The organism is Streptomyces sp. NPDC028419 (assembly GCF_055565515.1).
In genome coordinates, this window is the sequence record NZ_JBVHUE010000027.1 from 50,868 (window position 1) to 77,478 (window position 26,611).

The following is a 26,611-nucleotide window of genomic DNA, read 5'->3' on the forward strand; positions in this document are numbered from 1 at the left end:
CCCCGTGGTCCTCGTGCACGGCTACGGGGACACCGCGGCCTCCCTCGACGGGCTGGAGGACTACCTCCACGCGCACGGCTGGCTCGCCGCCGACCTGGCCGAGTTCGGCTACGACTGGGCCGCCACCAACGCCTCCAACGCCGGCCGCTTCGGCGCCTTCCTCACCGAGCGCTTCGGCGACCGCCCGGTCGACATCGTCGCGCACAGCATGGGCAGCCTGCTCACCCGCACGTTCCTGAAGGGCGGCGGCAGTTCGCGGGTGCGCTCCTGGGTCTCCCTCGGTGGCCCCAACCACGGCGCGGGCGACGCCTCGCCGTGCGGCCCCCTCGGCACGTTCTGCGACGTCCACGCCGCCTCGCTCGCCGAGATGGCCCCGGGCAGCGACCTGCTCGACTCCCTCAACGCGGGCGACGAGACCCCGGGGGCCACCCGCTACACCACCTTCAGCTCCGCCTGCGACCAGCAGATCCCGCCGGGCGACAGCCGGGCCCCGCGCTCCACCGAGCTGGCGGGCGCCGTCAACCACGTCCTCCCGGAGGGCGACAGCGGCTGCCCCTCGCACTTCGGCCTGCTCGGCAGCGACTGGGTGCGCCGGCGCATCGTCGAGGAGTTCTCGATCGATCCCGTGCGCACGGTGGAGCTGCGGACCGGCCCGTTCAGGATCACCGTCGACGAGGCGCGCTTCACCTCCACCGGCGAGAGCGGCCCGGAGCTCTACGACGGGTTGACCCTCACCACGGACGGCGTCGGCCGCTCCCTGTGGCACCGTGACCGGTCCGGCGCCACCGCCTTCCCCGCCCACGACCCCTGGTTCGGCCTCGACGACGCGGCCCGGAGCCAGGTGTTCACCGACGGGGCCACCGTCACCGCCTACCTCACCGACGCCGACCACACCGCGGGCAACAACGACGACGTGATGGCCGCGGGCCGGATCCACTGGGACCCCTCGCTCGGCTTCGGCCGCCGCACCGCCCGGTTCCTCGGCGTGGACGGCGGCGAGGCCATCGTCACCTACACGGTCACCCCCGTCGCGGGGGTGCCGCAGTGCCGCGTGCGGGTGGACGCCGCCGAGCTGACGTACTTCGACGACGGCACGACCCGCCCCGCGCTCTACGGCTCCCTCACCGTCCGCGCCGCCGACGGCACCCGCGCCGCGCCCTGGTCGCGGCCGGGATCCGATCCGTCCACCTTCCCCAACAAGGGCGCCCGCACCGATCCCGACCCCTCCTTCTACCAACAGGTCGGCACGGGGGCGGCGTACGGCGGCCCGGCCCCGCTGGAGGTCGGGGTGTACCTCTGGGACCACGACGCCTCCTCGGCCGACGACCTGGTCGCCCGGGGCACGGTCGCCTGGGACCCCTACACCGACCGTCCCGGAACCAGGACCAGCGACTTCTACGGGGACGACGACGGGCACGTCAAGGTGACCTGGACGGTCACCTGCCCCTGAGGCGCGGCGGCCCGGGCCACCCCCGGGCCACCCGTGGTCCTCCCGTTCTTCACCCAACTCCCTTACGCTCCAGCCGACTTGCCGCCGCACCGGCGTCGGCTGGACCCGTAGGGGAGAAGCCCATGAGTGCCCGCAACCGGACGGCCGCCGTCGTCACCGCCGCCCTGGCCGTCGTCCTCGCGCTCGCCCCGGCCGCGGCCGGCGCCGCCCCCGCGCCGGCCGCGGTCCCCGGCGCGGGCCTGCCCTTCGCCGGATCCACCGGCGTCGGGGTGCACAACGCCTACGAGAAGGCCAAGTACCCCTACTTCGCCGATGCGTTGGACTCCGGCGCCGCGATGCTCGAACTCGACGTGTGGACCAACTTCTTCGGCAGCTCCTGGCGGGTCTCCCACAGCAATCCGATCGGCAACGACAACAACTGCGAGAACGCCACCACCCCCGCCCAACTGCGCACCAAGTCCCGCAACCAGAACCTCGCGGGCTGCCTCGCCGACCTGCGCAGCTGGCACGACGCGCACCCCGGCCACCGCCCGGTCATCCTCAAGATGGAACTCAAGGACGGCTTCGCCGCCAACCTGGGCCGCGGCCCGGCCGACCTCGACGCGCTGCTCGGCGCCCGCCTGGGCGACGCCCTCTACCGGCCCGGCGACCTGGCCGCGGGCCACCCCGACCTGGACAGCGCGGCGCGCGCCGGAGCCTGGCCGAACCGCTCCGACCTCGCCGGGAAGTTCCTGATCGAGCTGATCCCGGGCACCGTGGAGGAGGGCAACGGCGCCGACACCCTCTGGACCGACCGCGAGTACGCCACCCACCTGCGCACCCTCGCCGCCGCCGGGCGGCTCGGTCAGGCCGCCGCCTTCCCCGCGGTGCACCGGGCGGAGGCCGGCGATCCCCGCACGCGCTACGCCGACGCGACGCTGCGCCCCTGGTTCGTGGTCTTCGACGGGGACGCGAGCGCCTACACCGCGCCCGCGATCGACACCGGTTGGTACGACCGGAACCACTACCTGCTGATCGCCACCGACGCGCAGGGCGTCGCGCCCGCCATCGACGGCACCCGGCCCACCGAGGCGCAGGCCCGCGACCGGGTCGCCCTGCTGGCCGGCCAGTACCACGCCTCCCTGGTCTCGGCCGACTGGTACCCGCTGCCCGCCGTGCTGGCGAGCGTGGTGCCGCGCGGCTGACCGCCCGCCGGACGGCCGGGTCGTCCGGCCCGCCGGGTCACGGACCGTCCAGCAGCCCCGCGACCTGTTCCACGGTCAGGCAGGGCAGGGGAGCCAGGATCCGGGCGACCTGGGGGGCGAAGGTCTCCGAGGTCGCCAGGACCTCGGCGGCCGGGCCGTCCGTGAGGGTCTCGCCCCGCGCCATCAGCACCACCCGGTCGGCCGCCCGCACGGCGAACTCCACGTCGTGCGTGGCGATCAGCACCGCCGTGCCCCGCGCCGCCAGCCCGTCGACGATCCGGATCAGTGCCGCCTTGGCGCGGTGGTCCAGGCCGCGCGTCGGCTCGTCCAGCAGGAGCACCCCCGGCGTCGCGGCGAGCCGGACGGCGAGGACGAGCGCCAGCTTCTGGCCCTCGGACAGGTCCCGCGGGTGCATGGCGTCGTCGACCCCGGGCGCCAGCAGGTCCAGCAGCTCCCGCGCGGGACGCACGCCGGAAGCGGCCGACTCCGCGTCCACCTGGCCGAGTTCCTGGCGTACGGTCACCCGGCTCAGCAGGTCGGTGGGCGTCTGGGTGACCATCGCGACCAGGTGTCGGACCTCGGCGGCCGGAAGGGTTCCGGGGTCCCGGCCTCCCTCGCCCCCGACCGTCACCGTGCCGGAGCGCCGCGGCCCCGACCCGTGCAGGGCGTGGAGCAGCGAGGACTTGCCGCAGCCGCCGGGCCCCATCAGGGCGGTGACCTCCCCGGCGCGCAGCACCAGGTCCGCCTTGTGCACCGCGGGCAGCCCCATGTGCGTCACGGTCAGCCCGCTGGCCCGCAGGGCTTCGCCCCCACCCGCCGGTGCGGCGGGGCGCACCGGCGCCGGTATCCGCCCGGCCAGCCGGGTCCGCAGCGCTGCCGCGGCCGGTCGCGCCTCCTGGTCCGACAGCGGCAGGGGGGCCCAGCCGGCGAGCCGGCCCAGCTCCACCACGGGCGGCGCGACCGTCGACGTACGGAAGACCTCGGCGGGCCGCCCGGACACCACGGTCCCGTCCCCGGGGAGGTGGATCACCCGGTCCGCGTACTGCGCGACCCGCTCCAGCCGGTGCTCGCAGAGCAGCACCGTCATCCGCAGCTCGCGCACCAGCCGGGTGACGACCGCCAGCACCTCCTCGGCCGCCGCGGGGTCGAGGGCGGAGGTCGGCTCGTCCAGCACCAGTACCCGGGGGTGCGCGGTCAGGACGGAACCGATGGCCACGCGCTGCTGCTGGCCGCCGGAGAGCTCGTGCAGCGGCCGGTGGCGCAGCCCGGTCAGGTCCAGCAGGGCGAGGGTCTCCTCGATCCGCTCGCGCCGCACCGCGGAGGCCACGGAGAGCTGTCCCATCGCGTAGGCCAGCTCCTCCTCGACGGTGTCGGTGACGAAGCCGTCGAGCGGATCCTGGCCCACCACGCCGACCAGGTCCACGAGTTCACGCGGTGGGTGCTCGGCCGTGTCCCTGCCACCGACGGTCACCCTGCCGTACAGGGTGCCGCCGGTGAAGTGCGGGACGAGTCCGTTGACCGTGCCCAGCAGCGTCGACTTGCCGACGCCGGTGCGCCCGACGACCAGGCACAACTCGCCTTCCTCGACGGTCAGGTTCACGTCCCGCAGCACGGATCGGGGGGCGTCGTCGTACTTCACACTGACGTTCTCGAAGCTGATCACGGGGATTCCTTGGCGGTGCGGACCAACTCTGGGGCTACAGAGGTCGGTTGAGGTAGCTCGGATGGTAACCGACACCCTTGACGGGGAGTACCCGCCGAAGCCGCACGCGTCCCGCGCCGTCGACGCAGTAGCCTCAGCCCGTGATCCACAACAGCAGCCGGAACGAGCAGCCCCACCCCGCCGCCCTCGCTCCCTTCCGCCTGCTGTTGGACAGGACGAACTGGGCGTCGCTCGCCACCGCCTGCGGGACGGGTGAGGCCCTGCCGGCGGCGCTGAGGCTCCTCACCGACCCCGACCCGGTCATCAGGGAGTCCGCTCTGCACGATGCGCTGGGGCCCGTGACGCACCAGAACAGCATCTACGAGGCCACCATCCCGGTGGCGCTCTACGTCGCGGCGATCCTCAACCATCCGGCCCTCACGGGGGACGAGGGCGACCCCGACGCCGAGACACCGAACGGCCCGACTCTCGTGCGGCTGCTCGACTGGCTCGGCGACACCGCCTACGACGCCGACGACGCGTGCGTTGCCCTCGACGAAGCCGCCTACGGGGAGGGAATCCACGACGAGCGGATGCGGGCGTTTCGGGACGCGCGCCCGGCGATCCACTCGGCTGTTCATCGGCTTCTCGATCACGATGACGCCGACGTGCGCCACACCGCCCTTGTGGCCGCCCTCCCCCTCGCCGAGCACCCCCTCCTCGCCCCACACCGGGCCGATCTGGCCGACCATGCCCGACGCCTCCTGGCCAGCAGCACTGACCGGCGCCACCGAGACCGCGTGCTGGACGCGCTGAAGGCGTGGGGGCACGACACCGGCGGGCTGGAAAACGCCTCCGACATCGCTGCCCGCGAGCACTACGCCCGCCTCAGGGCCGCCCGCCGCAACTGGACGGGCGGCTACACCGAAGCCCCACCGTTCTGACCGCCCGAGAAGGAGGTTCGGGCGAATCGGGTCAGGGCGAGGGGCTCACCTGCACGGTGGTCAGCGCTCCGCCCGAGGCCTCCTTGACCACGGCGATCCGGGTCCCGGTGTCGGGCACCTTCACCCCGACCTGCGGCAGATCGGCGTTCCAGTAGCTGCCGTGTCGGTCGTCGAAGACGGGCACGCCCGGCCGCGCGGGCACCACCAGCGGCGCCCCCGCCTTGTGCAGCACGATCCGGTCGCTCGCCCGCAGCGAGAACGGCGCGTCGAAGGTCTGCGCCCGCGCGTTGACGAGCGATCCGTCGGTGAACCGCAGCGCCCCGGGCCGGGCGTCGACCGGCAGCAGCAGGCCCCCGCCGGGGTGCGCCTTGGTGGTGTTGTCGCTGTACGCGGTGTCCCACAGCCAGATCAACACGCCCTGTTGGTAGGGGTAGAACTCCACCGAGTCGTCGCCCTGCCCGAAGTTGTACGGGCCCGTCTTGAGGTACTGGCCGAAGCCGGTGTAGCGCCGGTTCTCCACCACGTAGGCACGCGGGTGCTGTTCGGTTCCGTAACGCCCCTCGGTGCGCGACCACTTGATCGCCGTCCAGCCGTTCGCCCCCTGCTCCGCGCCGTCGCGCAGCAGCTCGCGGCCGTCCGCGGTGATCCGCAGGTCGTCGAAGGCCACGCCCTTGCCGTGGGTGTTGCTGTCCGAGGTCACCCGCAGCCGCAGCGAGACGTTCCGACCCGCGTACGCGTCCAGCGGCACGCCGAGTTCGGCCCAGCCGCCCGAGGTGCCGGAGATCCCCTTGGCGGGGATCGCGGCGCCGCCGACCGTGCCGGGCAGCGCCGCCCAGGTGGTCCCGCCGTCGGTGGAGGCCTCCACGGTCAGGAAGTCGAAGTCCTTCTCCACGTCGTACCAGACCCGGGCGTCGAGCCGGGCCGGGGCGCCGGCCGCGAGCCCGGTGAGGTCGACGGAGCGCGTGAGCGTGTTGTCCATGAAGTCACCGGTGCCGCTCCACCACTGCGCCGCGCCCTCGTAGGGATCGGCCAGCTCGGTGCGGGTCACCGAGGGCGGCAGGTGCACCAACAGGGCTTGTGGATCCTCGGTGTTGTAGCCGGAGACGCCGAGCACGGCCTTGGTCCTGCGGCCCGCGTCGGCTTCGGTGTATTCGAGCCAGCCCAACTGGAGCTTGCTCCAGGCGTCCAGGTCGCCGGGGAAGGCGCCGGTGGTGCCCCGGCCCTTGCCGAGGTAGGAGGCCGAGGACATCAGGGACCAGAAGTTGACGCTGTTGTCCCCGTCCGAGCTGTAGAGGTCGGGCAGGCCCAGGTCGTGGCCGAACTCGTGGGCGAAGAGCCCGACCCCGCTGTTCTCGCCGCCGGTCAGGTAGTCGCCCGCCCAGATCCCGCTGTCGCCGACCGGCGTGCCGCCCGCCTTGTTGCCCGCGGGGCCCGCCGTACCGGCCTGGTCGTAGTACGCGAACCAGCGGTGCGCCCAGACGGCGTCCTTGCCCTGGGCGCCGCCGCCCCAGGTCTGGTCCTTGCCGGCGTGCACGATGACGAGGTGGTCGAGGTAGCCGTCCGGCTCGTTGAAGTTGCCGTCGTGGTCGGCGTCGTAGCGGTCCCACACGTCGTACTCGGCCAGCTCGGCCTTGATCTGGGCCGCGGTGCGCCCCTTGGCGACCTCGCCCCGGTACCAGGCGTCGGTGGCGTCGCGGACCAGGTCCCAGTTGGTGCGGCACTGGCCGGGCTCGGCGCAGTTGTCCGTGCCGTAACGGGCCTCGTTCCAGGGGAGCTTGACCCAGCCGCTGACCTGGCCGTCCATGTCGTAGCGACCGGAGGACTGGAGGCCGTAGTAGGAGCGCAGGCTGACCGCGCCGGGGGCGTCGGAGAAGAACTCCTTCTGGTAGGAGGCCTGGCTGAAGTCCTTGCGCCACAGGGTGTGGTTGTCGCTGGCGCCGGGCTTGGCAATGGTGTTGTGCCGGGGGCCCGGCGTGCCGCCGAAGCGCGGCTTGCCCTCGTACTGCGTGGTGGTGTCCACCTGGTCGCCGAACTCGGCCAGGATCACGAACACCTTGTCCTTGCGCTCCTGGGCCAGCTCCACGTAGCGCTTGCCGACCTTGGCGGTGCGCGGGAGGGTGCCGTCCGGCTCGGCCCGCAGGGCTCCGGCCCCGGCGCCGGGCCCCGCCGCGACCTCTTCGAGGGCCTGGCGGCGCAGGGCCTGGCGCTGGAGCTCCAGAGGTGCGGGCGGCGGGGCCGCCTCCTGATCGCTGCGGACGAGCGGGGGTGCGGGGGCGGGTGGGACCGCGGCGAGCGCGGTGGGGGAGAGCGCGGGGGTGGCGAGGAGGGCGAGGGCTATCGCCGCTCCTGCCGCGACGAGTCTGCGCAACGTGGCTGACCTTTCAGGGAGTTCGGCCGGGGCGCAGGTAATATTTCACATGTCACAGGTCACGTATAGGGGTCGCGCGGTCCGGTTCCTTCCGTCACGCACGGCGCAGCGCCACCGCCGCGCAGTGCCCCTCCGGCACCAGGACGTCCGTCAGCGCCCAGTCGGCGAGCCGGGCCGGAACGGGCCCCGAGCCCACGTAGTCGGCCGCCGGATCCTCCGAGAGGCCCACCCCCAGCCCTTTGAGGTACGCCTCCTTGCGCGTCCAGACCCGGGTGAAGGCCAGCGGCCGTTCCGCGGCGGGCAGCACCGCCAACTCGGCCGCCTCCCGCGGGTGCAGCACGTCCGCCGTCTCGGCGATCGTGCGCGCCGACGGCACCTCCTCCACGTCCACCCCGACCGGGACGGTCGCGAAGGCCAGCAGGCTCAGCCCGTGGCAGTGCGAGAGCGAGAAGTGCAGCGCCCCGCCGGGCAGTACGGGCCGCCCGTGCGGCTCCTGGCAGTGCGCGCAGGGTGCCCGGTCCACCGTCACCGCCCGCGGGGCGATGCCGAGGTAGGCGCCCAGCAGGCGGCGCAGCGCCACATGGGCGCAGACGTACGCGTCACGGTCCGCCGCCCGGACGAACTCGGCGGCCCGGGCCAGCTCCTGGGCGTCCAGCGTGCCGGGCGCGTGCCGGGCGGCGTGCGCCCGGTAGCCGGTGGTGTCCACCAACCACAGGTCGGGGCCCGCGGGCAGCAGCGCGGCCCGTGCCGGACCGGGATCCGAGAGTCGGGACGGCACCAACGGGCCGGCGGCGGGCGGGGATGCGGTGCGGGTGGTCAGGATGGTCATCGCTCCCCCTCACGCGGACGCGGACGCGGGGACGGGAGCGGCGGCGGGGAGCGGGGCGCTCTGGGCCGGCTCCCCGGTCGTGGCCGGGGTCCGCAGCGCCATCACCGCGGCGACCGGCGAGACGAAGGCGATCGTCCCGCACACCAACCAGGTGGTCTGCACCCCGAGCAGCAGCGACAGGCTGCTGAAGACGGCGATCGAGACGGGCGCGGTACCGATGCCCGCCAGCGACAGCGTGGACATCGCCGCGCCCATCCGGTCCTCCGGCGCGGACTGCTGGTAGAGGGTCACGATCGCGGGACCGTTGAGCCCGGAGAGCAGACCGACCGCGGCGGCCACGACGGTGAGCGAGAGCACCGACGGCATCAGCGCCATCACCAGGATCCCGGCCGCCAGACCCACGCCGGTCACGACCAGCCGTACGAACATCGAGATGCGGTGGGCCAGTACGGCGCCCGCGGCGCTGGAGCCCAGCGCGCCCACGCTGAAGGCGGCCAGCACCACGCCCACCGCGCCCACGCCCCAGCCGCGCTGGTGCACCAGCAGCGGCAGGGCCACCTCGGCGGGCCAGCTGAAGGCCATGTCCAGGCAGAGCGAGGCGATGAACATCCAGCGCAGTCGCGGGTGCCGGGCCAGCAGCCGGAATCCGTCACCGGAACGCTTCAGCAGCGAGACGCCGGGCTCGCGGGCGGGCCGGGTGAACCCGTGCGTGACGTGCAGCAGGCAGCCGAGCCAGATCGCCCCGGTGACCGCCCCGACCACCATCGCGACCCACAGCTCGCCGACCGTGATCAGCCAGGCACCGGCCGGCGCGCCCAGGATGGGCGCGACGCGCAGGACCATGGCGTAGAGGGAGTTGGCGCGGGCCAGCTGGTCCCCGCGGGCGAACATCGGCAGCAGCACCCCGGAAGCGGGACCGGCCAGACCCAGCAGGACGCCCTCGATCAGCGCCATCGTCACCAGCGGCCACAGCTGCTGCGCGGTGGCGGTGACCACGGCCCCCGTGGCGAGCAGGACGACCCGGGCACTGGTGGTGCGCAGCAGGACGAAGCGCGGGCCGAGGGTGTCGGCCACCGCCCCGCCGAAGATCAGCATGAGGGCCCGGGGCACGGTGGCCGCGAGCATCAGGAGCGTCACCGCCCGGGTGCCGCCGAGCTGCACGGCGGTCCAGTTCATCGCGATCAGCAGGGCGAAGCTGCCCAGTTGGACGGCGGCCTGGCCACCGACCAGGGAGCCGACCCGGCCCCACTGCACGGCGGGGGCGGGTGTGGGCGTGCTGTTCGTATCCATCAGGCACCGCTTCTGTGAGGGGTGGAGGGGAAGGGCGAGGAGGCGGCGGCCGGGGCGCTCCGGCCGCCGCGCAGGGCGAGGGCCACGGCCCGCCGGGCGGCGTGCGCGAGGGCTCCGGGCCGGGGCGCGCGGTCGTACGTACGGACCTCCAGGCGGCCGCCGAGATGGCCGAGGCCCGCTTCGGCCAGCGCCCGGGCGGCGGCGCTCCCGGCCACCCGGACGACCCGCGGCGGCCCGGCCACGGCCACCCCGGGCAGCTCGCCCGGCCGGAACACGGCGCGCACCCGGCCCGCCCGCCGCCCGGGCCCGCCGCGCCGGCGCTCGCGGGAGCGGCCACCGGGACGGGACGCGGAGCCGCGCGGGGCGCTCATGACCGGGACCCGGCGGGGGCGTCCGCGGGGAGCAGCGGTTCCCGCAGGTCCCACAGGTCCTCGGGGGACAGGTCGGCCGTGTGGTACTTGCCCAGCGCGCTGGTCAGCAGCCGGACCTCCAGGGCCAGCGCGGCCACCAGCCGGACCAGCCCCTCCTCGGGGTCCTCGTCCACCGCGAGCAGCGCCGCCCGGCCCAGCCCCACGGCGCTCGCGCCCAGGGCCAGCGCCCGCACCGCGCGGCCGCCCTCCCAGATCCGGCCCGTGGCCAGCAGCGCCCCGCGGGGCCGGCCGATCCGGCGCAAGCACTCGGCGAGCGGCAGGCCGACCTGGTCGAGGAAGACCCGCGGTGCCCAGCCGGTGCCGCCCTCGGCCCCGTCCACGGTCACCGCGTCGGCGCCCGCCGCCCAGGCGGTCGCGGCCGCGGCCGCGATGTCCCGCCCGGGATGGAACTTCACCCAGGTCCGGGCCAGCGGGAAGTTGTTCCGCATGAACCGCAGCTGCTGGCGGACGATCTCCTCCGTGAAGGTGCCCGGGCTCGCGCACCGCAGGTGCCCGCCCGCGCCCAGCAGCTCCCGCACGGTGAACTTCCCGGCGAGCCGCTCCGCCTGCGCGGCGTCGACCACGGTCATCCCGCCGAGCCCCGGCTTCGCCCCCTGCCCGACCTTCAGCTCGAAGCCGAGGCGGCCCGAATCGCGCAGCGGCCGGGTGCCCGGATCGCTGTAGAGCAGGTTCCACACCTCGGAGTCGGCGTCCTCGGTGGACTGCTGCACCACCACCCCGCCGACCCCGTCGGCGAGGTTCTCGGCGTACGCGGCCACCCGCGCCAGCAGCGCCGAGCGCATCCCGTCGCCGCCGCGCCGGTAGCCGTGCACCGGCACCATGTTCTCGCCGATCACCATCGGGATGCCCAGCCGGGCCGCCTGCGCGCTCGCGGCCACGCCGAGGTCCCCGCTGCCCACCCGGGTGGAACCGAACGCCGAGAGGTAGAGCGGGAGTTCGGCGGCGAAGCCGCCGACCTTGGTGCGCAGGTCCACGTCCTCGAAGGAGGGCTCCCGGCCCAGGTCGATCAGCTTCTCCAGCCGCCGCGGCATGAACACGGGCGGCGTCGGCCGCAGCGCGTCCAGCGCGTCCGCCGGGCAGGCCCCGTCGGTCGGCTCCGCAGCCCCGTACAACCGCGTCCCGTAGGTGTCCGCGGGCGGGAAGACCTCGGCCGTCCCCGCGCGGGCCCGGGCGCGCACCGCGCGCTCCGGGAAGCCCGCCGCCGTCAGCGCGCTCACGGGGCGATCACCCCCGGCAGCTTCGGGTAGGCGCTGACCTGCCACAGGGCGTCGAGCCCGGTCAGGAAGCGGACCAGGCGCTGGAGTCCCATGCCGAAGCCCGCGCTCGACTGGATGCCCTCGCGGGCCAGTTCGAGGTACCAGGCGTACTTCGCCGGATTCTCGCCGCTCTCCCGCATCCGGGTCACGATCGTCGCGTAGTGCGACTCGCGCTCGCTGCCGCTGACCAGCTCCCCGTAGCCGCCGGGGGCGATCAGGTCGAAGTTGCGCAGCAGGCCCGGGCGTTCGGGGTCCTCGCGGTCGTAGAAGCCGCGCGAGCCCTTCGGGTAGTCGTTGATGAAGAACGGCCGCTCGGCCTCCAGGGAGAGCACCTTCTCGCCCGCCCAGTCGATCTCGGCGTCCGGGCTCTGCGGGTGGCCCCGGCCGATCAGCCGGGCCACGGCCTCCTCGTGCGTGCAGGCGTCGAACTTGCCCGACCGCAGCTCGGCGAAGTCCATCTCCTCGCGCCCGAGTTCGCGCAACACGTCGGGGACGGCCGTCCACACGTGCTCGGCCACCAGGGTCAGCAGCCCGGCCGCGATCTCCTGCGCGTCGCGGCGCGAGCCGCCGGCGATCTCCACGTCGATCTGGTGGAACTCGACCAGGTGACGGCCCGTGGTGGCGGTCTCCGGCGGCTCCACCCGGACGTTCGGGGCGATGTAGAAGAGCTTCGGGAAACCGCGCAGCGAGGCCTGCTTGTAGAGGATCGCGCTGGTCATCAGCTTGTACGGCTCGCCGTAGTAGTCGACGTCCAGGGCCTTCGCGCCGCGCCCGCCCGGATCGGTGACCGGACCCACCAGCGGCGGCAGCAGCTCCACGAATCCCTCGCCGCGCAGGAACTCCCGCGCGGCGTACAGGACTTCCTGCTGGACGAGCATCGCCGCCCGCAACCGCGGCGAGCGCAGGTGCTCCCCGAGCGGGGGCGGGGTGTGCGGTGCGGCGGCGGACGGATCGGCGGGGCAGGGGGTGGCGCCGTAGGGCTCCATGTCGACTCCTGTGAGTGTGCGGGTGCGTCGGTCGGTCGGGGGCTGGGCGGGGGCGTTCACGCGGGGACCGGTACGGCGTCGAAGCGGCGCGCCACGTCGTGGACGGCGGCCAGCAGGCCGTCCGCGGTCATCGGGGCGGCTCCGCCCGGCGGGCGGTGGGCCCGCACCGGCATCGCGCCGACCTCGGACCAGCGCAGCCGCCCGCCCGGGTCGATCACGCTGCGGGAGCGGCCCGCGTTGTCCGGGTGCAGGCAGAAGGGGACGTCCAGCAGGCCGCGGGCGAAGGCCAGCTTCAGGCTGCGGCCGAGGTCCTCGCCCAGCTCCAGCACGGCCTCCACGAAGGCACGCGCCTCCCGGTAGACCTCGCTGTCGCCCGCGGCGTCGACGTCGCCCGGCTCCGCCGGCCCCTCGGCCAGGGCCGCGGTCGCCGCCGCCGTCTCCAGCGCCCGTACGTTCTCCAGCACGGTCGGGATCCGGTACGCCTCGGCGGCGGTCTTGACGATGAGGCGCTGCGCCCCGGACCGCACCGCGAGCTGCGCCGAGGCCTCCAGCAGCCGGGTCGCCCCGTCCTCGGTGCCGGGGAAGACCCCCATGTAGGTGTAGAGCACCACGTGGTGGTCCACCCCGGCCGGCAGGAACTCCCCGGCCAGGCGGCGCAGCGCCCGTACCGCTTCGGCGTCCTGCACCGGATCGGTCTGCTGCGCGTAGCTGAGGGAGACGCTGCTGATGCCGTGCCGGGTGAAGAACAGGCCCTCCAGCAGGCTGATCGCCACGAGCAGCCCCGGCGGGCAGAGCTGGCCGAGCATGCAGCCGCCGAAGCTCTCCAGGTGCGGTACCCGCGGGGCGGGCACCAGGGCGGCCAACAGCTCGCAGCAGCGCGCCCAGTTGTCGACGGACTCCGCGAGCGGGGTGCGGCCGTAGGGCAGGCAGTACGAGACCGGCCCGCCCTCGGTGGCGTCCAGCCCGGCGGCGGTCAGCGCCCGGATGATCGACTCGGGCCGCGAGGAGCCGTGCCGCACCTGGACGGGGAAGCCCGGGTCCAGCACGCCGTCCAGCAGCGACCGGGTCAGGGCGGCCGGGTGGGTGGCGATGGGGTAGCCGTTGAGCGGGGTGCCCTCGGCGAGTGCGGCCCGGGCGGCGTCCTGATCGCCGACCCGGGTGTAGCTGTCGATGGTCAGGGTACCGACGGTGGTCGCGACGGCGGACTTCGTGCGCTCCAGGCCGTCCCGCATCCGGGCGGGGTCGCTGAACCCCATCCGGGGCTGGACGACCAGCGCTCCGGCGGCCGCCGCGCCGGCGACGAAGGAGCCGAAGGAGCCCGAGGAGCCCGCGGAGCCCGAGGAGGCGGCGCCGTTCACGCGAAGACCCGGATGCCGGTGAGCGAACCGAGGTACTCCCGCAGGGCCGCCACGTCACCGTCGTCGAAGACGGCGTCGCACCCCGCGTCGAGCAGCCGGCCGCGCCACACGGGGTCGGCGCTCCCCGCGACCCCGAGCTTGCCGCCGATGACGACGGGGAAGGCGTGGTCCGCGCGACGCAGCGTGCGCACCGCGCTCAGCCCGTCCCGGTATCCGTGCCCGTTCACACTGCTGATCACCACGAGGTCCGGATTCCGGTCGGCGCAGGTGTCGGCGAGCAGCCGGTCCGGGACGCAGGGGCCCAGGTTGTGCACCCGGTGCCCCTCCTCCTCCAGCATCAACTGGAGATAGACCAGATTCCATGTATGGGAATCCGATGCCGTACCCGTCAGCAGGATGTTCAAAGTCCGTCGTCGCATACGGCGAATATAGAAAGCGGATCGGGGCCCGAGGGGAAGTTCCGGCGGCAGTATTGAGGTATTACCCGGCCCATCCGGGCGCTCGTCATGCGGCGCAAAAAGCCGCCGGGCCGCGCCCCGGAATGCGGGACACGGCCTGGCGGCGGGTGCGGTGTGTGCGGGCGAGCGGTCAGGCGTACTGGGCGACCAGGCTCTTCGGCCGGATGTCCGTCCAGTTCCGCTCCACGTAGGCGAGCGCCTCGGCCCGCGGGCCGTCCGCCCAGACCACGTCCCAACCTGCGGGAACGGTGGCGAAGGTGGGCCACAGAGCGTGCTGTCCCTCGGCGTTGACCACCACGTGGAAGGTGCCCTCGGCGTTGTCGAAAGGATTGGTCATGACAGACTCCTCAATTTCTCGGAAAGGATACGGCCGATCAGGGCCAGCGGTTCGGGTTCGCCCATTCTGGTGTGCGGAACTCCGATGACATGGTTCTCCACACTGCCCTCGACATAGGGAATCCAGTGCTGTGCGAGAGTGTTTTCCGTCTTCCCCTCCTCCAGTGCCCCGAGGAACAACATGTCGGTGGCGACCGGGCGCGGAGAATACAGGTTCATGATTTCTGCGTGGTCGATGGAGGCGCCGATCACGGACCGGATCTCCCCGTCGGAGAAGGCGCCCAGGACCGGGTCCTGCAACCGGACCAGACCGATCAGGGCGTCCACGTCGAAGGGGGCGTCCTCGGGGACGTCCGCGTCGTCGCCGACCAGCATGTCCCGCTTCTGCGCCGGGGTCATCCGGCGCCGCTCGGGCTCGGTCGGCATCAGGTGGACGTCCATCATGGCCAGCAGCTCGGTGCGTTCGCCCAGCTCGGCCAGGCGGACGGCGAGCGCGTGGGCGATCGTGCCGCCGAAGGACCAGCCCAGGAAGCGGTACGGGCCGTGCGGCTGGACCTCGCGGATCCGGGGCAGGTAGTCGGCGACCATCTCCTCGACGCTCTGCGGACTGTGCCCCAGCTCGCTCAGCGCCCGGGCCTGGATCGCGTACAGCGGCTGGTCCGGGCCCAGGTGCTGGGTCAGACCGGCGTACGACCAGCCCACGCCCGTACCGGGGTGGACGCAGAACAGCGGGCGGCGGGTGCCGCCGGTGTGCAGCGGCAGCAGGACCCCCATCGGGTCGAAGCCGCTCGGCTCGTCACCGAGCAGCCCGGCCACGGTCGGCGTGCGGAACAGGTCCCGCACGCCCAGCTCCAGCCCCAGGACGGTCCGCATCCGGCTGACCAGGCGCACCGCGAGCAGGGAATGCCCGCCCAGGGTGAAGAAGTTGTCGTCGATCCCGACCCCCTCCACCTCCAGCACCTCGGTGAACAGGCCGCACAGCACCTCCTCGCGCGGGGTGCGCGGCGGGCGGCCGGTGGGCCGCGCCGCGCGCGGCGGCGCGGGCAGCGCCCGGCGGTCCGGCTTGCCGTTGACGGTCAGCGGGATCGCGTCGAGCAGGACGACGGCGGAGGGGACCATGTGCTCGGGCAGTTCCCCGGCGGCCCAGCGCAGCAACGCCCGCTCCGTCAGGGTGTGTTCGGCGCGCGGCACCGCGTAGGCGACGAGGCGCTTGCCGCCGGGGCCGTCCTCCAGGACCACCACGGCGACCTGACCGACGCCCGGGTGCCGGGCCAGGGTCTCCTCGATCTCGCCCGGCTCGATCCGGAAGCCGCGCAGCTTGATCTGGCCGTCGGCCCGCCCGATGAAGCGCAGTTCCCCTTCCGGGGTCCACTGCACGAGGTCGCCGGTGCGGTACATCCGCCCGCCGTCCGCGCCGAAGGGGTCGGCGACGAAGCGCTCCGCGGTCAGGGCGGCCCGGCCGATGTAGCCGCGGGCCACCTGGCTGCCCGCGATGTACATCTCCCCGGGGACGCCGATCGGGACCGGCCGCATCCGCTCGTCCAGGACGTGGACGCGGGTGTTGTCGAGGGGCGCGCCCAGGAACACCCCGGGCAGCGTCCGCCGGTCCAGCCCGATGCGCTGGTGGTGGGAGGCGAAGGTGGTCTCGGTGGGGCCGTACGAGTGGACCAGGACCGTCTCGGGGCAGTGGTCCAGGACCCGCTGGAGGGCGCTGGGGGAGGCGACGTCGCCGCCGGTCCACACCTCGTCGAGGAGCCCCAGGGTGTCCAGGCCCTCGTCCGCCATGATGTGGAAGAGCCCCATCGTGAAGTAGGCGGCGGTGACCCCGTAGGTGCGGATGGTGTGGTCGAGTTCGGCGACGTCGGTGCCGTCGCCGGGGGCGATCACGAGCTGGGCGCCGCCCAGCAGCGGGACCCACAGCTCGTAGGTCGAGGCGTCGAAGCCGATCGCCGAGTGCACCAGCATCCGCCGGTGGTTGACCAGGTCCCAGCAGCGGTCCGTGACCAGCTCGACCACGTTGCGGTGGGTGACCCCGACCCCCTTGGGGCGGCCGGTGGAGCCCGAGGTGAACATGACGTACATCAGGGCGTCCTCGCCGACCGCGGTCCCCGGGTCGGTGGCGTCCGGGTCCACCGCCAGCTCGTCCACGGCGAGCACCGTGACACCGGCCGCGGCCTCCTGGCGCACCGGAGCCGATCCGCTGTGCGCCCGCTGCGTCAGCAGCACCCCCGCCGCCACGTCCTCCATGATCATGCGGACCCGGGTGTCGGGCAGTCGCGGGTCCAACGGGACATAGGCGGCGCCGCACTTGAGGATGGCGAGGGCGGACACCAGCAGCAGCGGCGTGCGGTCCATCAGTACGCCGACCGCGCCGTCCCGGCCGACCCCCGCCGCGATCAGGTCGTGGGCCAGGGAGTTGGCCCGGGCGTCCAACTCGGCGTAGGTCAGGCTCTCGTCCTCGAAGGACACGGCGATCCGGTCCGGGGTGCGCCGGGCCTGTGCCGCGAACACCTCGTGCACCACCCCGCACGCCGTGCGCGGCGTCGCGGTGTCGTTGTACTCCGTGACCAGCCGGTGCTCCTCCTCGGCGGACAGCAGCGGCAGGTCCGCCAGCCGCAGCCGCGGGTCCACGGCCACCGCCCGCAGGATCCGGGCCAGGTGCCCGGCGAGCATGCCCGCCGTCCCCGCGTCGTACAGGTCCGTCGCGTACTCCAGTACGCCCTCCAGCCCGCCCGGCGTCCCGTCCGCGTCCCGCAGCTCCCGCAGCGCGACCGTCAGGTCGAACTTGGTGAAACCGGAGTCCGAGCCCACCGGGGAGCCGGCCAGCGCCGACCCGGCCGGGATGCCGGGCTCCGCCGGGTGCACCTGCACCAGGGCCTGCACCAGCGGGTGGTGCGCCGTGGAGCGCACCGGGTTCAACCGCTCCACCACCAGGTCGAACGGCAGCTCCTGGTGGGCGAAGGCGGCGAGGTCGGTCTCCCGGACCCGCTCCAGCAGCTCCGTGAACCGCGGGTCGCCCGAGGTGTCGCAGCGCAGGGTGAGGGTGTTCACGAAGAAGCCGACGAGGTCGTCGAGCGCCTCGTCGTCGCGCCCGGCCACCACCGTGCCCAGCGGCAGGTCGGTCCCGGCGCCGTGCCGGGTCAGCGCCGCCGCGAAGGCCGCCTGGACCACCATGAACAGCGTCGCCCCGTGCTCCCGGGCCAGCGCCTCCAGCCGGGCGTGGGTGTCGGCGTCCAGCCGCAGCGCGGTCGCGGCGCCCCGGTGCGAGGCCTCGGCCGGACGGGTCCGGGCCGCGGCGAGCTCCAGTACCGGGGGCGCGTCCGCCAGCCGCTCCTTCCAGAACGCCACGTGCGCCTCGGCCGCCGGCCCCTCCAACTGCTCGCGCTCCCACAGTGTGTAGTCGGCGTACTGCACCGGCAGCGGCTCCCAGCGGGGCGCGTCACCGGCGGCGCGGGCCGCGTAGGCGGTGGCCAGGTCGGTGAGCAGCGGTCCGCTGGACCAGCCGTCGGCCGCGATGTGGTGCGCGAGCAGCACCAGCACCTGGGCCGGCCCGTCGGTCCCGTCGGCCGGTACGTCGATCAGCGCGGCCCGGAAGGGGATCTCCGCCGCCAGGTCGAAGACGTGCCCGGCGGCGGCGTCGATCGCCGCCTCCAGCTCCCCGGCCGACGCCGTCACCCGCTCCAGCACCGGCCGACCGGGCTCCGTCACCCGCTGGTACGGCTGCCCGTCCACCGCCGGGTACACGGTGCGCAGCACCTCGTGGCGCCCGGCCACGTCGGCCAGGGCCTCCACCAGCACCGCGGGGTCCAGCGGGCGTTCCAGGCGCAGCGCGAAGGGCAGGTTGTAGGACCGGCTCGGGCCCTCCAACTGGTCCACGAACCACAGCCGGCGCTGCGCGTAGGACAGCGGCATCCGCTCCGGCCGATCCCGGACCCCGGTGCGGGCCAGGGCGGTGCCGGGGGCGGGCGCGGCCGCGCGGCCGAGCCGGCGTGCCAGCCCGGCGGGCGTCGGCGCGAGGAACAGGTCGCGGATGCGCACCTCCACCCCGAGGACCGCCCGGATCCGGTTCACCAGCCGCACGCCCGTCATGGAATGCCCGCCGACCACGAAGAAGTTGTCCTTCGGGGCCACCCGCTCGCGCCCGACGACCTCCGCGAACAGCGCGCACAGGGTCGTCACCAGCTCCTCGGGAGCGGGCTCCCCGACCGCCGGCGCGTCCTCCCGCGCCGCCGGTTCCGCGGCCGCCGCGAGGCGCTCCCGGCGCCGGGCCAGGCCCGCGCCCTCCGCCTCGGTGAGCTGCGCGAGTCCGGCCGCGGGGGACGCCGGGTCGGCGGCGGCCCGGGCGAGCGTGCGCACGTACAGGTCGAGCAGCGACTGCGCGGTGGAGGCGTCGAAGAGGTCCGTGGCGTACTGCCACCACACCTCCAGACCGGCCGGCGCGCCCTCGGCGTCGCGCAGCTCCACGCAGGAGGCGCTCAGGTCGAACTTGGCGGCCTCCAGGCCCGGTTCGGCGAAGCGGCCGGTCAGTCCGCCGCCCAGCGGGACGCCCTCGTCCGCGGCGCCCTGCGCCTGCGCGGTCAGCATGACCTGGAAGAAGGGGTTCGCGGCGAGCGAGCGCACCGGGTTCAGGTGCTCCACCAGCAGGTCGAAGGGCAGCTCCTGGTGGGCGTAGGCGGCGAGGTCCGCGTCCCGCGTCCGCTCGACCAACTCGGCGAAGGTCACCTCCCCGGAGGTGTCCGTGCGCAGCACCAGCGTGTTCACGAAGAAGCCGACCAGATCGTCGAGGGCCTCGTCGCCGCGCCCCGCGACCGGGGTGCCGATCGCGACGTCCGGTCCGGCGCCCGCGGCCGACAGGGCCAGCGCGAGGGCGCTCTGCAGGACCATGAGCATGCTCGCGCCGTGCTCCGCGCCCAGCTCGGCGAGGCGCCGGTGCGCCCCGGCGTCCAGCCGGGCCACGAGCGTGGCGCCCTCGCCCGAGGGCTCGGCGGGCCGCGGCCGGTCGGTCGCCAGCTCCAGCACGGTCGGCATCCCCTCCAGGGCGCCGCGCCAGTGCTCCAGCAGCCGCTCCGGGTCCTCCAGCAGTTCGCGCTGCCACAGGGTGTAGTCGGCGTACTGGACCGGCAGCGGCTCCCAGTCGGGGGCGGTCCCGGCCAGCCGGGCCCCGTAGGCCGTGGCGAGGTCGCGCAGCAGCGGGGTCACGGACCAACCGTCCGTGGCGATGTGGTGGGTCAGCAGGGCGAGCACGCTGGTGCCGTCGCCCGGCAGGAACAGCGCCGCGCGCAGCGGGAGTTGGGTGGCGAGGTCGAAGGTTCCCGCCGTGAAGCGGGCCACCAGCTCCGCGACCTCGGCCGGCGCGCAGGCCCGCTCCGCGAGCGGCAGCGGCGGGGCCTGGAGCACGTGCTGGTAGGGCTCGGAGTCCACGGCCGGGTACACGGTCCGCAGCACCTCGTGCCGCTCGACGACGTCCGCGAGGGCCGCCGTCAGCGCCGCCCGGTCCGGGACCCCGTCCAGGCGGAGCACCAGCGGCAGGTTGTAGGTGGCCGAGGGACCCTCCAGGCCGCCCAGGAACCACAGCCGGCGCTGCGCGTACGACAGCGGCACCCGGTCCTCGGCGTCGAGGACCACCCCGTCGAAGACGCTGCCCTCGGCCGGCGACGGGGACGGGATCGGGGTCGGGGTCCGGTCGGCTTCGATCAGCCGCACCCGGGCGGGGTCCACCGCCCGGTGCCACCGCGCGACGGCCGCGGGCTCGGCGGGGTCGTCGCCGATGGCCACCAGGCGCAGCGCGGGCGGGAGTTCGCCCTCACCGGCGGCCAGCGCGCGGGTCAGCTCGTGCCAGTGGGCCGTGGGCAGGTCCAGTACGGTCGCCCCGTGCGCGGCGGCGGCCGCCAACAGGCCCGGGACGTCCGGCGTCTCCTCGTCGCGCAGGACGAGCGTGGCGCCCGCGGCCAGCACCGGGCGGATCCCTTCGGCGCCGCGCCGCGCCGCGCCGGACCGCAGGACGAGGTCCTCAGGTCCGATCGGCCCGTACTCCCGCTGCCGGGCGGCCGGTTCGCCACCGGCGCGCAGCGCGGCCATCAGGGCGACCACCGCGTCGACGCCGAGCGGACGGTCGGACCCGTCGGCCGCGTCGGATCCGGTCGGCTCCTCGGCGTGGAGCGCTACGGCCAGGGCGAGCTGCCCGTAGCTGACCCGCCGGTCGCCGTGCACCAGGGCCGTGCGCTCGGGACGCGCGGCGACGGCGGCGTCGAAGCCGTCCAGCGCGCCGGGTCGGGGGACCGGGGTGATCGCCGGGCCGCCGTCCGGGACGGTGGCGGCGGTAGGGGCGGTCGAGGGCATCGCGGAAGCCTCCAGGCGAGGGGGAAGGTGAGGAGAGGAGACCGCGAGAAGGATCCTCTCGACTCCGTGCCCCCACGCTAGGTACGCGCCGGCCCCCCGGACGGCAGTCCCCCCGGCAGCTCCGCGCGACCCGGCCTGCCGCCGCAACTGCCGGGCCGGGCCCGCTGGGTCTGGCCCGCCCCAGCCCCGCCGGGTGGGCTGGGTGTGGCTGTTTCAGCCTCGCCGGCGTTTGAGGCGCGGGTCCGGGCGGAGCCCGGGGCGGGGCGGAGCCCCGTTGTCGGGTGCCGCTGGGTGTGGCCTCGGGCGGGCCCGCGAACGGCGCGATGCCCGGGGTGCCCCGGGAGGGCACCCCGGGCATCGGGCCGAGGGGAGGGTGCGGGCCTACGCCCGCCGGGTCCGGGCGCCCGCCTGGGTGCGGCGGCGCAGTGGTGGCGGGACCGGTACCGGGACCAGTGGCGGTGGCGTGACGGCGGCCCGGGCCAGCAGGGCGGCGAGTCCGGCCGGGGTCGGGTGCCGGAACACCTCCCGCAGGGTCAGCTCCAGGCCCAGCTCGGCCCGTACCCGGTTCACCAGCCGGACCGCGAGCAGCGAATGCCCGCCCAACTTGAAGAAGTTGTCGTCCGGACCGACCGCCCGCCCGTCCAGCACCTCGCCGAAGAGCGTCAGCAGGGTGACGAGCAGCGGGTCGGGGGCCTCGGGACCGGGCGGTGCGGGGGGCCGCGGCGCGCCGGCCCGGGGGACGCGGACCGTCGCCGGGACCGCGTACTCCGGCAGTCGCTGCGCCGCCCACTCCTGGAGCTCGGCCTCCGAGGCGGCGCCGGTCACCTCGGCGACCACCCGTCCGTCGACCACCCGCACCTCGGCCCGCAGCACCTGCGGGTGCGCGGAGAGCACCTCGGTGACCCGGGCCAGGTCGATCCGGTAGCCACCGGCCCACGGCCGTTCCCCGCGCGGGTCCGCCGGCGCGGCCAACTGCCCCACGCGCAGGGCGGGATCCGCGGCGAACGCGTCCAGCGCGGCCACCAGCAGCTCCGTGAGCCGCCGCGCGCCGGCCTCCTCGTACAGGTCCGTGGCGTACTCCAGCACGCCCGTCAGCCCCCGTTGCCCGCCCGTCGGCGCCGCCGGCTCCTGCGTGAGCGCGAAGGTGAGGTCCGCCTTGGCGGTCCGCGTCCCGAAGGCCAACTCCGTGCCGGACAGCGGACCACCGGCCGCCGCGTCCCGCGCCGCGGGGTCCGCCGTGTGCAGCTGCATCATCACCTGCACCAGCGGGTGGTGGGCGGAGGACCGGTGCGGGTTGAGGTGCTCGACCAGCCGGTCGAAGGGCACGTCCTGGTGGTCGTAGGCCGCCAGGTCCGCCTCCCGCACCCGCCCCACCAGCTCCGTGAACGTCGGATCCCCGGCCGTGTCCGTCCGCAGCACCAGCGTGTTCACGAAGAAGCCGACCAGCGGGTGCAGCGCGTCGTCGCCGCGCCCCGCCACCGTGGTGCCGAGCGCCAGGTCCGTACCCGCCCCGCAGCGGTCGAGTACGGCCGCCAGCGCGGCCTGGACCACCATGAAGAGGGTGGCCCCCTGTTCGTGCGCCAACCGGGCCAGGCGCCGGTGGGTGTCCGCGCCCACCGCGAAGCCGGTCACCGCGCCCCGGCCCGAGGGTTCGGCGGGCCGGGGCCGGTCGGTCGGCAGGTCGATCAGCGGCGCCAGCCCGTCCAACGCGCCCTGCCAGTGGGCCAGTTCGTGTTCGGCCCCGCCCAGCAGTTCGCGCTGCCACAGGGTGTAGTCGGCGTACTGGACCGGCAGCGGCCGCCATCCGGGGGCGCTCCCGGCCAGCCGGGCCTCGTAGGCCTCGGCGAGGTCGGCGAGCAGGCAGTCGGTGGACCAGCCGTCCGCCGCGATGTGGTGCAGCAGGACCACCAGGGTCTGCTGGCCGGTCGGCTCCTCGGGCAGGAACAGCCAGGCCCGTAGCGGCAGGTCGCGCGTCAGGTCGAAGACGTGCCCGGCGGCCTCGTCGACCGCGGCGGCCACGTCCGCCGGGCGGCCCAGCTCCAGCTGCGGCCGGGCCCCGGACAGCACCCGCTGGTACGGCTCCCCGCCCTCGGCCCCGTAGACGGTCCGCAGGATCTCGTGCCGCTCGGCCACGTCGGCCAGGGCCCCGGCGAGTGCGGCCGGATCCAGCTCCCGGTCCAGGCGCCGCACCAGCGCGATGTTGTAGGTCGCGGAGGGCCCTTCGAGCTGGTCGACGAACCACAGCCGGCGCTGCGCGTAGGACAGGGGGATGCGGTCGGGGCGTTGGTGGGGTGGTACGGGGGTGAGGGTGGGGCGGGCGGTGGCGCCGGTCCGGGCGTGGGTGTGGGTGAGGCGTTGGTGGAGGGTGGTGGGGGTGGGGGCGAGGAAGAGGTCGCGGATGCCGAGTTCGAGGCCGAGGGTGGCGCGGATGCGGTTGACGAGTTTGCTGGCGAGGAGTGAGTGGCCGCCGTTGCGGAAGAAGTTGTCGTCGGCGTCGTGGTGGGCGCGGCCGAGGGTTTCGGCGAAGAGTCCGCAGAGGATCTCCTCGCGGGGCGAAAGGGTGCGGGCGGCGGCGCTCCGGGCCCGCTCGGCCTCGGCCTCCGCCGCGGCCCGTGCGGCCCGTGCGGTGAGGGCCGCGAGCCGCGAGCGTCGGGCGTCGAGCGCGGCGCTCTCCTCGGCGGTGAGCAGGTCGAGCCGGTCCAGGCGCGCGGTCGGGTCGGCGGCGAAGGCGGTGAGGGTGCGGGCGAAGACATCGAGCAGGAGGCGGGCGGTGGACGCGTCGAAGAGGTCCTCCGCGTACTGCACCATCAGCTCCATGCCCGCCGGTTCGCCCTCGGCCGAGCGCGTCTGGGCGCAGTGGAAGGACAGGTCGAACTTGGCGGCCCCCAGGTCGGTGCTGGTGGCCCGGCCGGTCACCGGACCGAGGGCGAAGCGGTCGTCCTCCGCGTCCGCCACGGTCAGCATCACCTGGAAGAACGGGTGCCGCCCCAGGGCCCGTTCGGGCGCGAGGTGCTCCACGAGCAGGTCGAAGGGCAGGTCCTGCCGGTCGTAGGCGGCGAGATCCGCGTCCCGCACCCGCTCGACCAACTCGCCGACCGCGGGATCGCCGGACAGGTCGGTGCGCAGGGCGAGGGAGTTGACGAAGAAGCCCACCAGGTCGTGCAGGGCCTGGTCCGGCCGGCCCGCCACCGGGGTGCCGATGGCGAGGTCGGCGCCCGCGCCCGTCGCGGCCAGCGCGGTGGCGAGCGCCGCGCGGGCCACCATGAAGAGGCTGGCCCGGCTGCCGCGGGCCAGCGCCGCGAGCGCGCGGTGCGCATCGGCGTCGAGCCGGGCCACGAGCAGGGCTCCCTTGCCGGAGGGTTCGGCGGGACGCGGCCGGTCGGCGGGCAGGTCGGCCGCGGCCGGCAGCCCCTCCAGGGCCGTGCGCCATGCGGCCAGCTGCCGGTGGGCCAGCGCGGCCGGGTCGGCGGGGTCCCCGAGCAGCTCGCGCTGCCAGAGCGCGTAGTCGGCGTACTGGACCGGCAGCGGCTGCCACGCGGGGGCGCTCCCGGCCGACCGGGCCTCGTACGCCTCGGCCAGATCGCGCAGCAGCGGGGTCAGGGACCAGCCGTCGGTGGCGATGTGGTGGACCAGCAGGACCAGTACCGAGGTTCCGTCGCCCGGCAGGAACATCCGTGCGCGCAGCGGCGGTTGGGCGGACAGGTCGAAGGTCTCCCGGCCGGCGGCGGTGACCAGCTCGTCGAGGGTCCCGGGCGTGCAGGAGGTCAGGTCGATCCGCGGGCCGGGGCCGTCGGGCAGGTACGCGTAGGGCTCGCCGCCCTCGGCCGCGTAGCGGGTCCGCAGGATCTCGTGCCGCTCCACCACGTCGCCCAGCGCGGCCTGGAGCGCACCCGTGTCGGGCACGCCGTCCAGGCGCAGCACCACCGGCGCGTTGTACGTCGCCGACGGGCCCTCGACCTGCCCGACCAGCCACAGGGCCCGCTGGGCCGCCGACAGGGGGATGCGGTCGGGGCGTTGGTGGGCTGGTACGGGGGTGAGGGCGGGGCGCCCGGTGGTGTCCGTCTGGGTGTGGGTGAGGCGTTGGTGGAGGGTGGTGGGGGTGGGGGCGAGGAAGAGGTCGCGGATGCCGAGTTCGAGGCCGAGGGTGGCGCGGATGCGGTTGACGAGTTTGCTGGCCAGGAGCGAGTGCCCGCCGTTGCGGAAGAAGTTGTCGTCGGCGTCGTGGTGGGTTCGGCCGAGGGTTTCGGCGAAGAGTCCGCAGAGGATCTCCTCGCGGGGCGAGAGGGCGTGCGCGCCGCGGGTGCCGGGGGCGGCGGCCCGTTCGGCTTCGGCGCGGGCGGCCAGCGCCGCGAGGTGGGCGCGGCGGGCGTCGAGCGCGGCGCTCTCCTCGGCGGTGAGCAGGTCGAGCCGGTCCAGGCGCGCGGTCGGGTCGGCGGCGAAGGCGGTGAGGGTGCGGGCGAAGACGTCGAGCAGGAGGCGGGCGGTGGACGCGTCGAAGAGGTCCTCGGCGTACTGCACGGCGAGGTCGATCCCGTCGGGCCGCTCGTCCGCGGTGTGCCGTTGGGCGCAGTACCAGGTCAGGTCGAACTTGGCGGCGGCCAGGTCCACCTCCGCGAGCCGCCCGCCGATCGCGCCCGGGCCGCTGCCGAGCGACACCGGCGCCGCGGCGTCGCCCGCGTCCACGGTCAGCATCACCTGGAAGAACGGGTGCAGTCCCAGGGACCGCTGCGGGGCGAGGTGCTCCACCAGCAGGTCGAAGGGCAGCTCCTCGTGCTCGTAGGCGGCGAGGTCCGCGTCCCGCACCCGCTCGACCAGCTCGCCGACCGCCGGGTCGCCCGAGAGGTCGGTGCGCAGCGCCAGGGAGTTCACGAAGAAGCCGACGAGGTCGTAGAGGTCCTCCTCGGGACGCCCCGCGACGGGCGCGCCGATCACCACGTCCTGCCCGGCCCCCGCCGCCCCGAGGGCGGTGGCCAGCGCGGCGCGGGCCACCATGGTCATCGTGGCCTGCCGGCCGCGACCGAGCGCCAGCAGTCCGCCGTGGGCGGCGGCGTCGAGCCGCGCGGTCAGCGTGGCCCCCCGGCCCGAGGGCTCGACGGGGCGCGGCCGGTCGGCGGGCAGCGCGATGACGGCCGGGGCGCCCGCCAGGGCCGCCTGCCAGTGGTCCAGCTGCTCGCGGGCCAGACTGTCGGGGTCGGCGGGGTCCCCGAGCAGTTCGCGCTGCCAGAGCGCGTAGTCGGCGTACTGGACCGGCAGCGGCTGCCACGCGGGGGCGCTCCCGCTCAGCCGGGCCGCGTAGGCGGCGCCCAGATCGCGCAGCAGCGGGCGCACGGACCAGCCGTCGGTGGCCACGTGGTGGATCAGCAGGACCAGGACCGAGGTGCCGTCACCGGGTACGAACAACCGCGCCCGCAGCGGCGGTTCGACCGTGACGTCGATCGTCTGCCGGGTGAACCCGGCGACGATCCGGTCCAGGTCACCGGGCGCGCAGTCCTGCACCGCGAGCCCGGGCAGCTCCGCGGTCGTCAGCACCCGCTGGTGGGGTTCCGCGTCGGCGCCCGCCGGCAGCACGGTGCGCAGCACCTCGTGCCGGCCGGTCACATCGGCCAACGCCGCGCCGAGCGCGGCGGTGTCGGGCACCGCGTCGAGGTGGAGCACCACCGGCGCGTTGTAGGTGGCCGACGGGCCGTGCAGCCGCCCCAGGAACCACAGTCTGCGCTGGGCGAACGACAACGGGATCACG

General features: G+C 74.9%; 15 protein-coding genes. 3 read left to right on the forward strand and 12 right to left on the reverse strand.

Annotated elements, in window-relative coordinates; translation table 11 throughout:
* The first annotated feature begins 4 nt into the window (after window positions 1-4).
* Together ACZ4UB_RS27850 and ACZ4UB_RS27855 are read left to right on the forward strand one after the other, a co-directional pair.
* On the forward strand, window positions 5-1,450 hold the full coding sequence (locus ACZ4UB_RS27850) for an esterase/lipase family protein (RefSeq protein ID WP_468074232.1): 1,446 nt from the start codon (window positions 5-7) through the stop codon (window positions 1,448-1,450).
* 122 nt (window positions 1,451-1,572) lie between these two features.
* The gene (locus ACZ4UB_RS27855; RefSeq protein ID WP_468074234.1) at window positions 1,573-2,634 is read left to right on the forward strand and encodes a phosphatidylinositol-specific phospholipase C domain-containing protein; all 1,062 of its coding nucleotides are present in this window, start codon (window positions 1,573-1,575) and stop codon (window positions 2,632-2,634) included.
* A gap of 37 nt (window positions 2,635-2,671) precedes the next feature.
* On the opposite strand, the gene ACZ4UB_RS27860 is transcribed toward ACZ4UB_RS27855, so the two are convergent.
* Entirely contained in the window at window positions 2,672-4,297 is a 1,626-nt protein-coding gene (locus ACZ4UB_RS27860; RefSeq protein WP_468074236.1) for an ABC transporter ATP-binding protein, read from the reverse strand.
* 140 nt (window positions 4,298-4,437) lie between these two features.
* Here ACZ4UB_RS27860 and ACZ4UB_RS27865 point away from each other — a divergent pair, with 140 nt between their 5' ends.
* Window positions 4,438-5,220, forward strand: coding sequence for a hypothetical protein (locus tag ACZ4UB_RS27865; protein WP_468074238.1), 783 nt, complete (start codon window positions 4,438-4,440; stop codon window positions 5,218-5,220).
* A 31-nt stretch (window positions 5,221-5,251) separates the two neighbouring features.
* Here the strand turns inward: ACZ4UB_RS27865 and ACZ4UB_RS27870 are convergent, their stop codons facing one another.
* The 11 genes from ACZ4UB_RS27870 to ACZ4UB_RS27920 all read right to left on the reverse strand — a co-directional run bounded on the left by ACZ4UB_RS27870 (window position 5,252) and on the right by ACZ4UB_RS27920 (window position 26,610).
* Window positions 5,252-7,588 (reverse strand): immune inhibitor A domain-containing protein, encoded by a 2,337-nt coding sequence (locus ACZ4UB_RS27870; protein WP_468074240.1) that lies wholly within the window; start codon window positions 7,586-7,588, stop codon window positions 5,252-5,254.
* A 94-nt stretch (window positions 7,589-7,682) separates the two neighbouring features.
* The gene (locus ACZ4UB_RS27875) at window positions 7,683-8,417 is read right to left on the reverse strand and encodes a 4'-phosphopantetheinyl transferase family protein (protein ID WP_468074242.1); all 735 of its coding nucleotides are present in this window, start codon (window positions 8,415-8,417) and stop codon (window positions 7,683-7,685) included.
* A gap of 9 nt (window positions 8,418-8,426) precedes the next feature.
* A complete protein-coding gene (locus tag ACZ4UB_RS27880; RefSeq protein WP_468074244.1) occupies window positions 8,427-9,707 on the reverse strand; it encodes an MFS transporter in 1,281 nt (426 codons plus the stop codon).
* Window positions 9,707-10,078: a hypothetical protein gene (locus ACZ4UB_RS27885; RefSeq protein WP_468074246.1), complete on the reverse strand. Its 372-nt coding sequence runs from the start codon at window positions 10,076-10,078 to the stop codon at window positions 9,707-9,709. Before ACZ4UB_RS27885 ends, ACZ4UB_RS27880 begins: the two co-directional genes overlap by 1 nt.
* Complete coding sequence (locus tag ACZ4UB_RS27890) at window positions 10,075-11,355, reverse strand: glutamate synthase-related protein (RefSeq protein WP_468074248.1); 1,281 nt, start codon at window positions 11,353-11,355, stop codon at window positions 10,075-10,077. Before ACZ4UB_RS27890 ends, ACZ4UB_RS27885 begins: the two co-directional genes overlap by 4 nt.
* On the reverse strand, window positions 11,352-12,380 hold the full coding sequence (locus ACZ4UB_RS27895) for an asparagine synthetase A (protein WP_468074250.1): 1,029 nt from the start codon (window positions 12,378-12,380) through the stop codon (window positions 11,352-11,354). Before ACZ4UB_RS27895 ends, ACZ4UB_RS27890 begins: the two co-directional genes overlap by 4 nt.
* Before the next feature lie 56 nt (window positions 12,381-12,436).
* A complete protein-coding gene (locus tag ACZ4UB_RS27900; protein WP_468074252.1) occupies window positions 12,437-13,738 on the reverse strand; it encodes a methylaspartate mutase in 1,302 nt (433 codons plus the stop codon).
* The gene (locus ACZ4UB_RS27905; protein ID WP_468074254.1) at window positions 13,735-14,157 is read right to left on the reverse strand and encodes a cobalamin B12-binding domain-containing protein; all 423 of its coding nucleotides are present in this window, start codon (window positions 14,155-14,157) and stop codon (window positions 13,735-13,737) included. Before ACZ4UB_RS27905 ends, ACZ4UB_RS27900 begins: the two co-directional genes overlap by 4 nt.
* Window positions 14,158-14,326: 169 nt before the next feature.
* On the reverse strand, window positions 14,327-14,533 hold the full coding sequence (locus tag ACZ4UB_RS27910; RefSeq protein ID WP_354384466.1) for an MbtH family protein: 207 nt from the start codon (window positions 14,531-14,533) through the stop codon (window positions 14,327-14,329).
* Window positions 14,530-20,871 (reverse strand): amino acid adenylation domain-containing protein, encoded by a 6,342-nt coding sequence (locus tag ACZ4UB_RS27915; RefSeq protein ID WP_468074256.1) that lies wholly within the window; start codon window positions 20,869-20,871, stop codon window positions 14,530-14,532. Before ACZ4UB_RS27915 ends, ACZ4UB_RS27910 begins: the two co-directional genes overlap by 4 nt.
* A gap of 381 nt (window positions 20,872-21,252) precedes the next feature.
* A complete protein-coding gene (locus ACZ4UB_RS27920) occupies window positions 21,253-26,610 on the reverse strand; it encodes a condensation domain-containing protein (RefSeq protein ID WP_468074326.1) in 5,358 nt (1,785 codons plus the stop codon).
* Window position 26,611 lies beyond the last annotated feature (1 nt).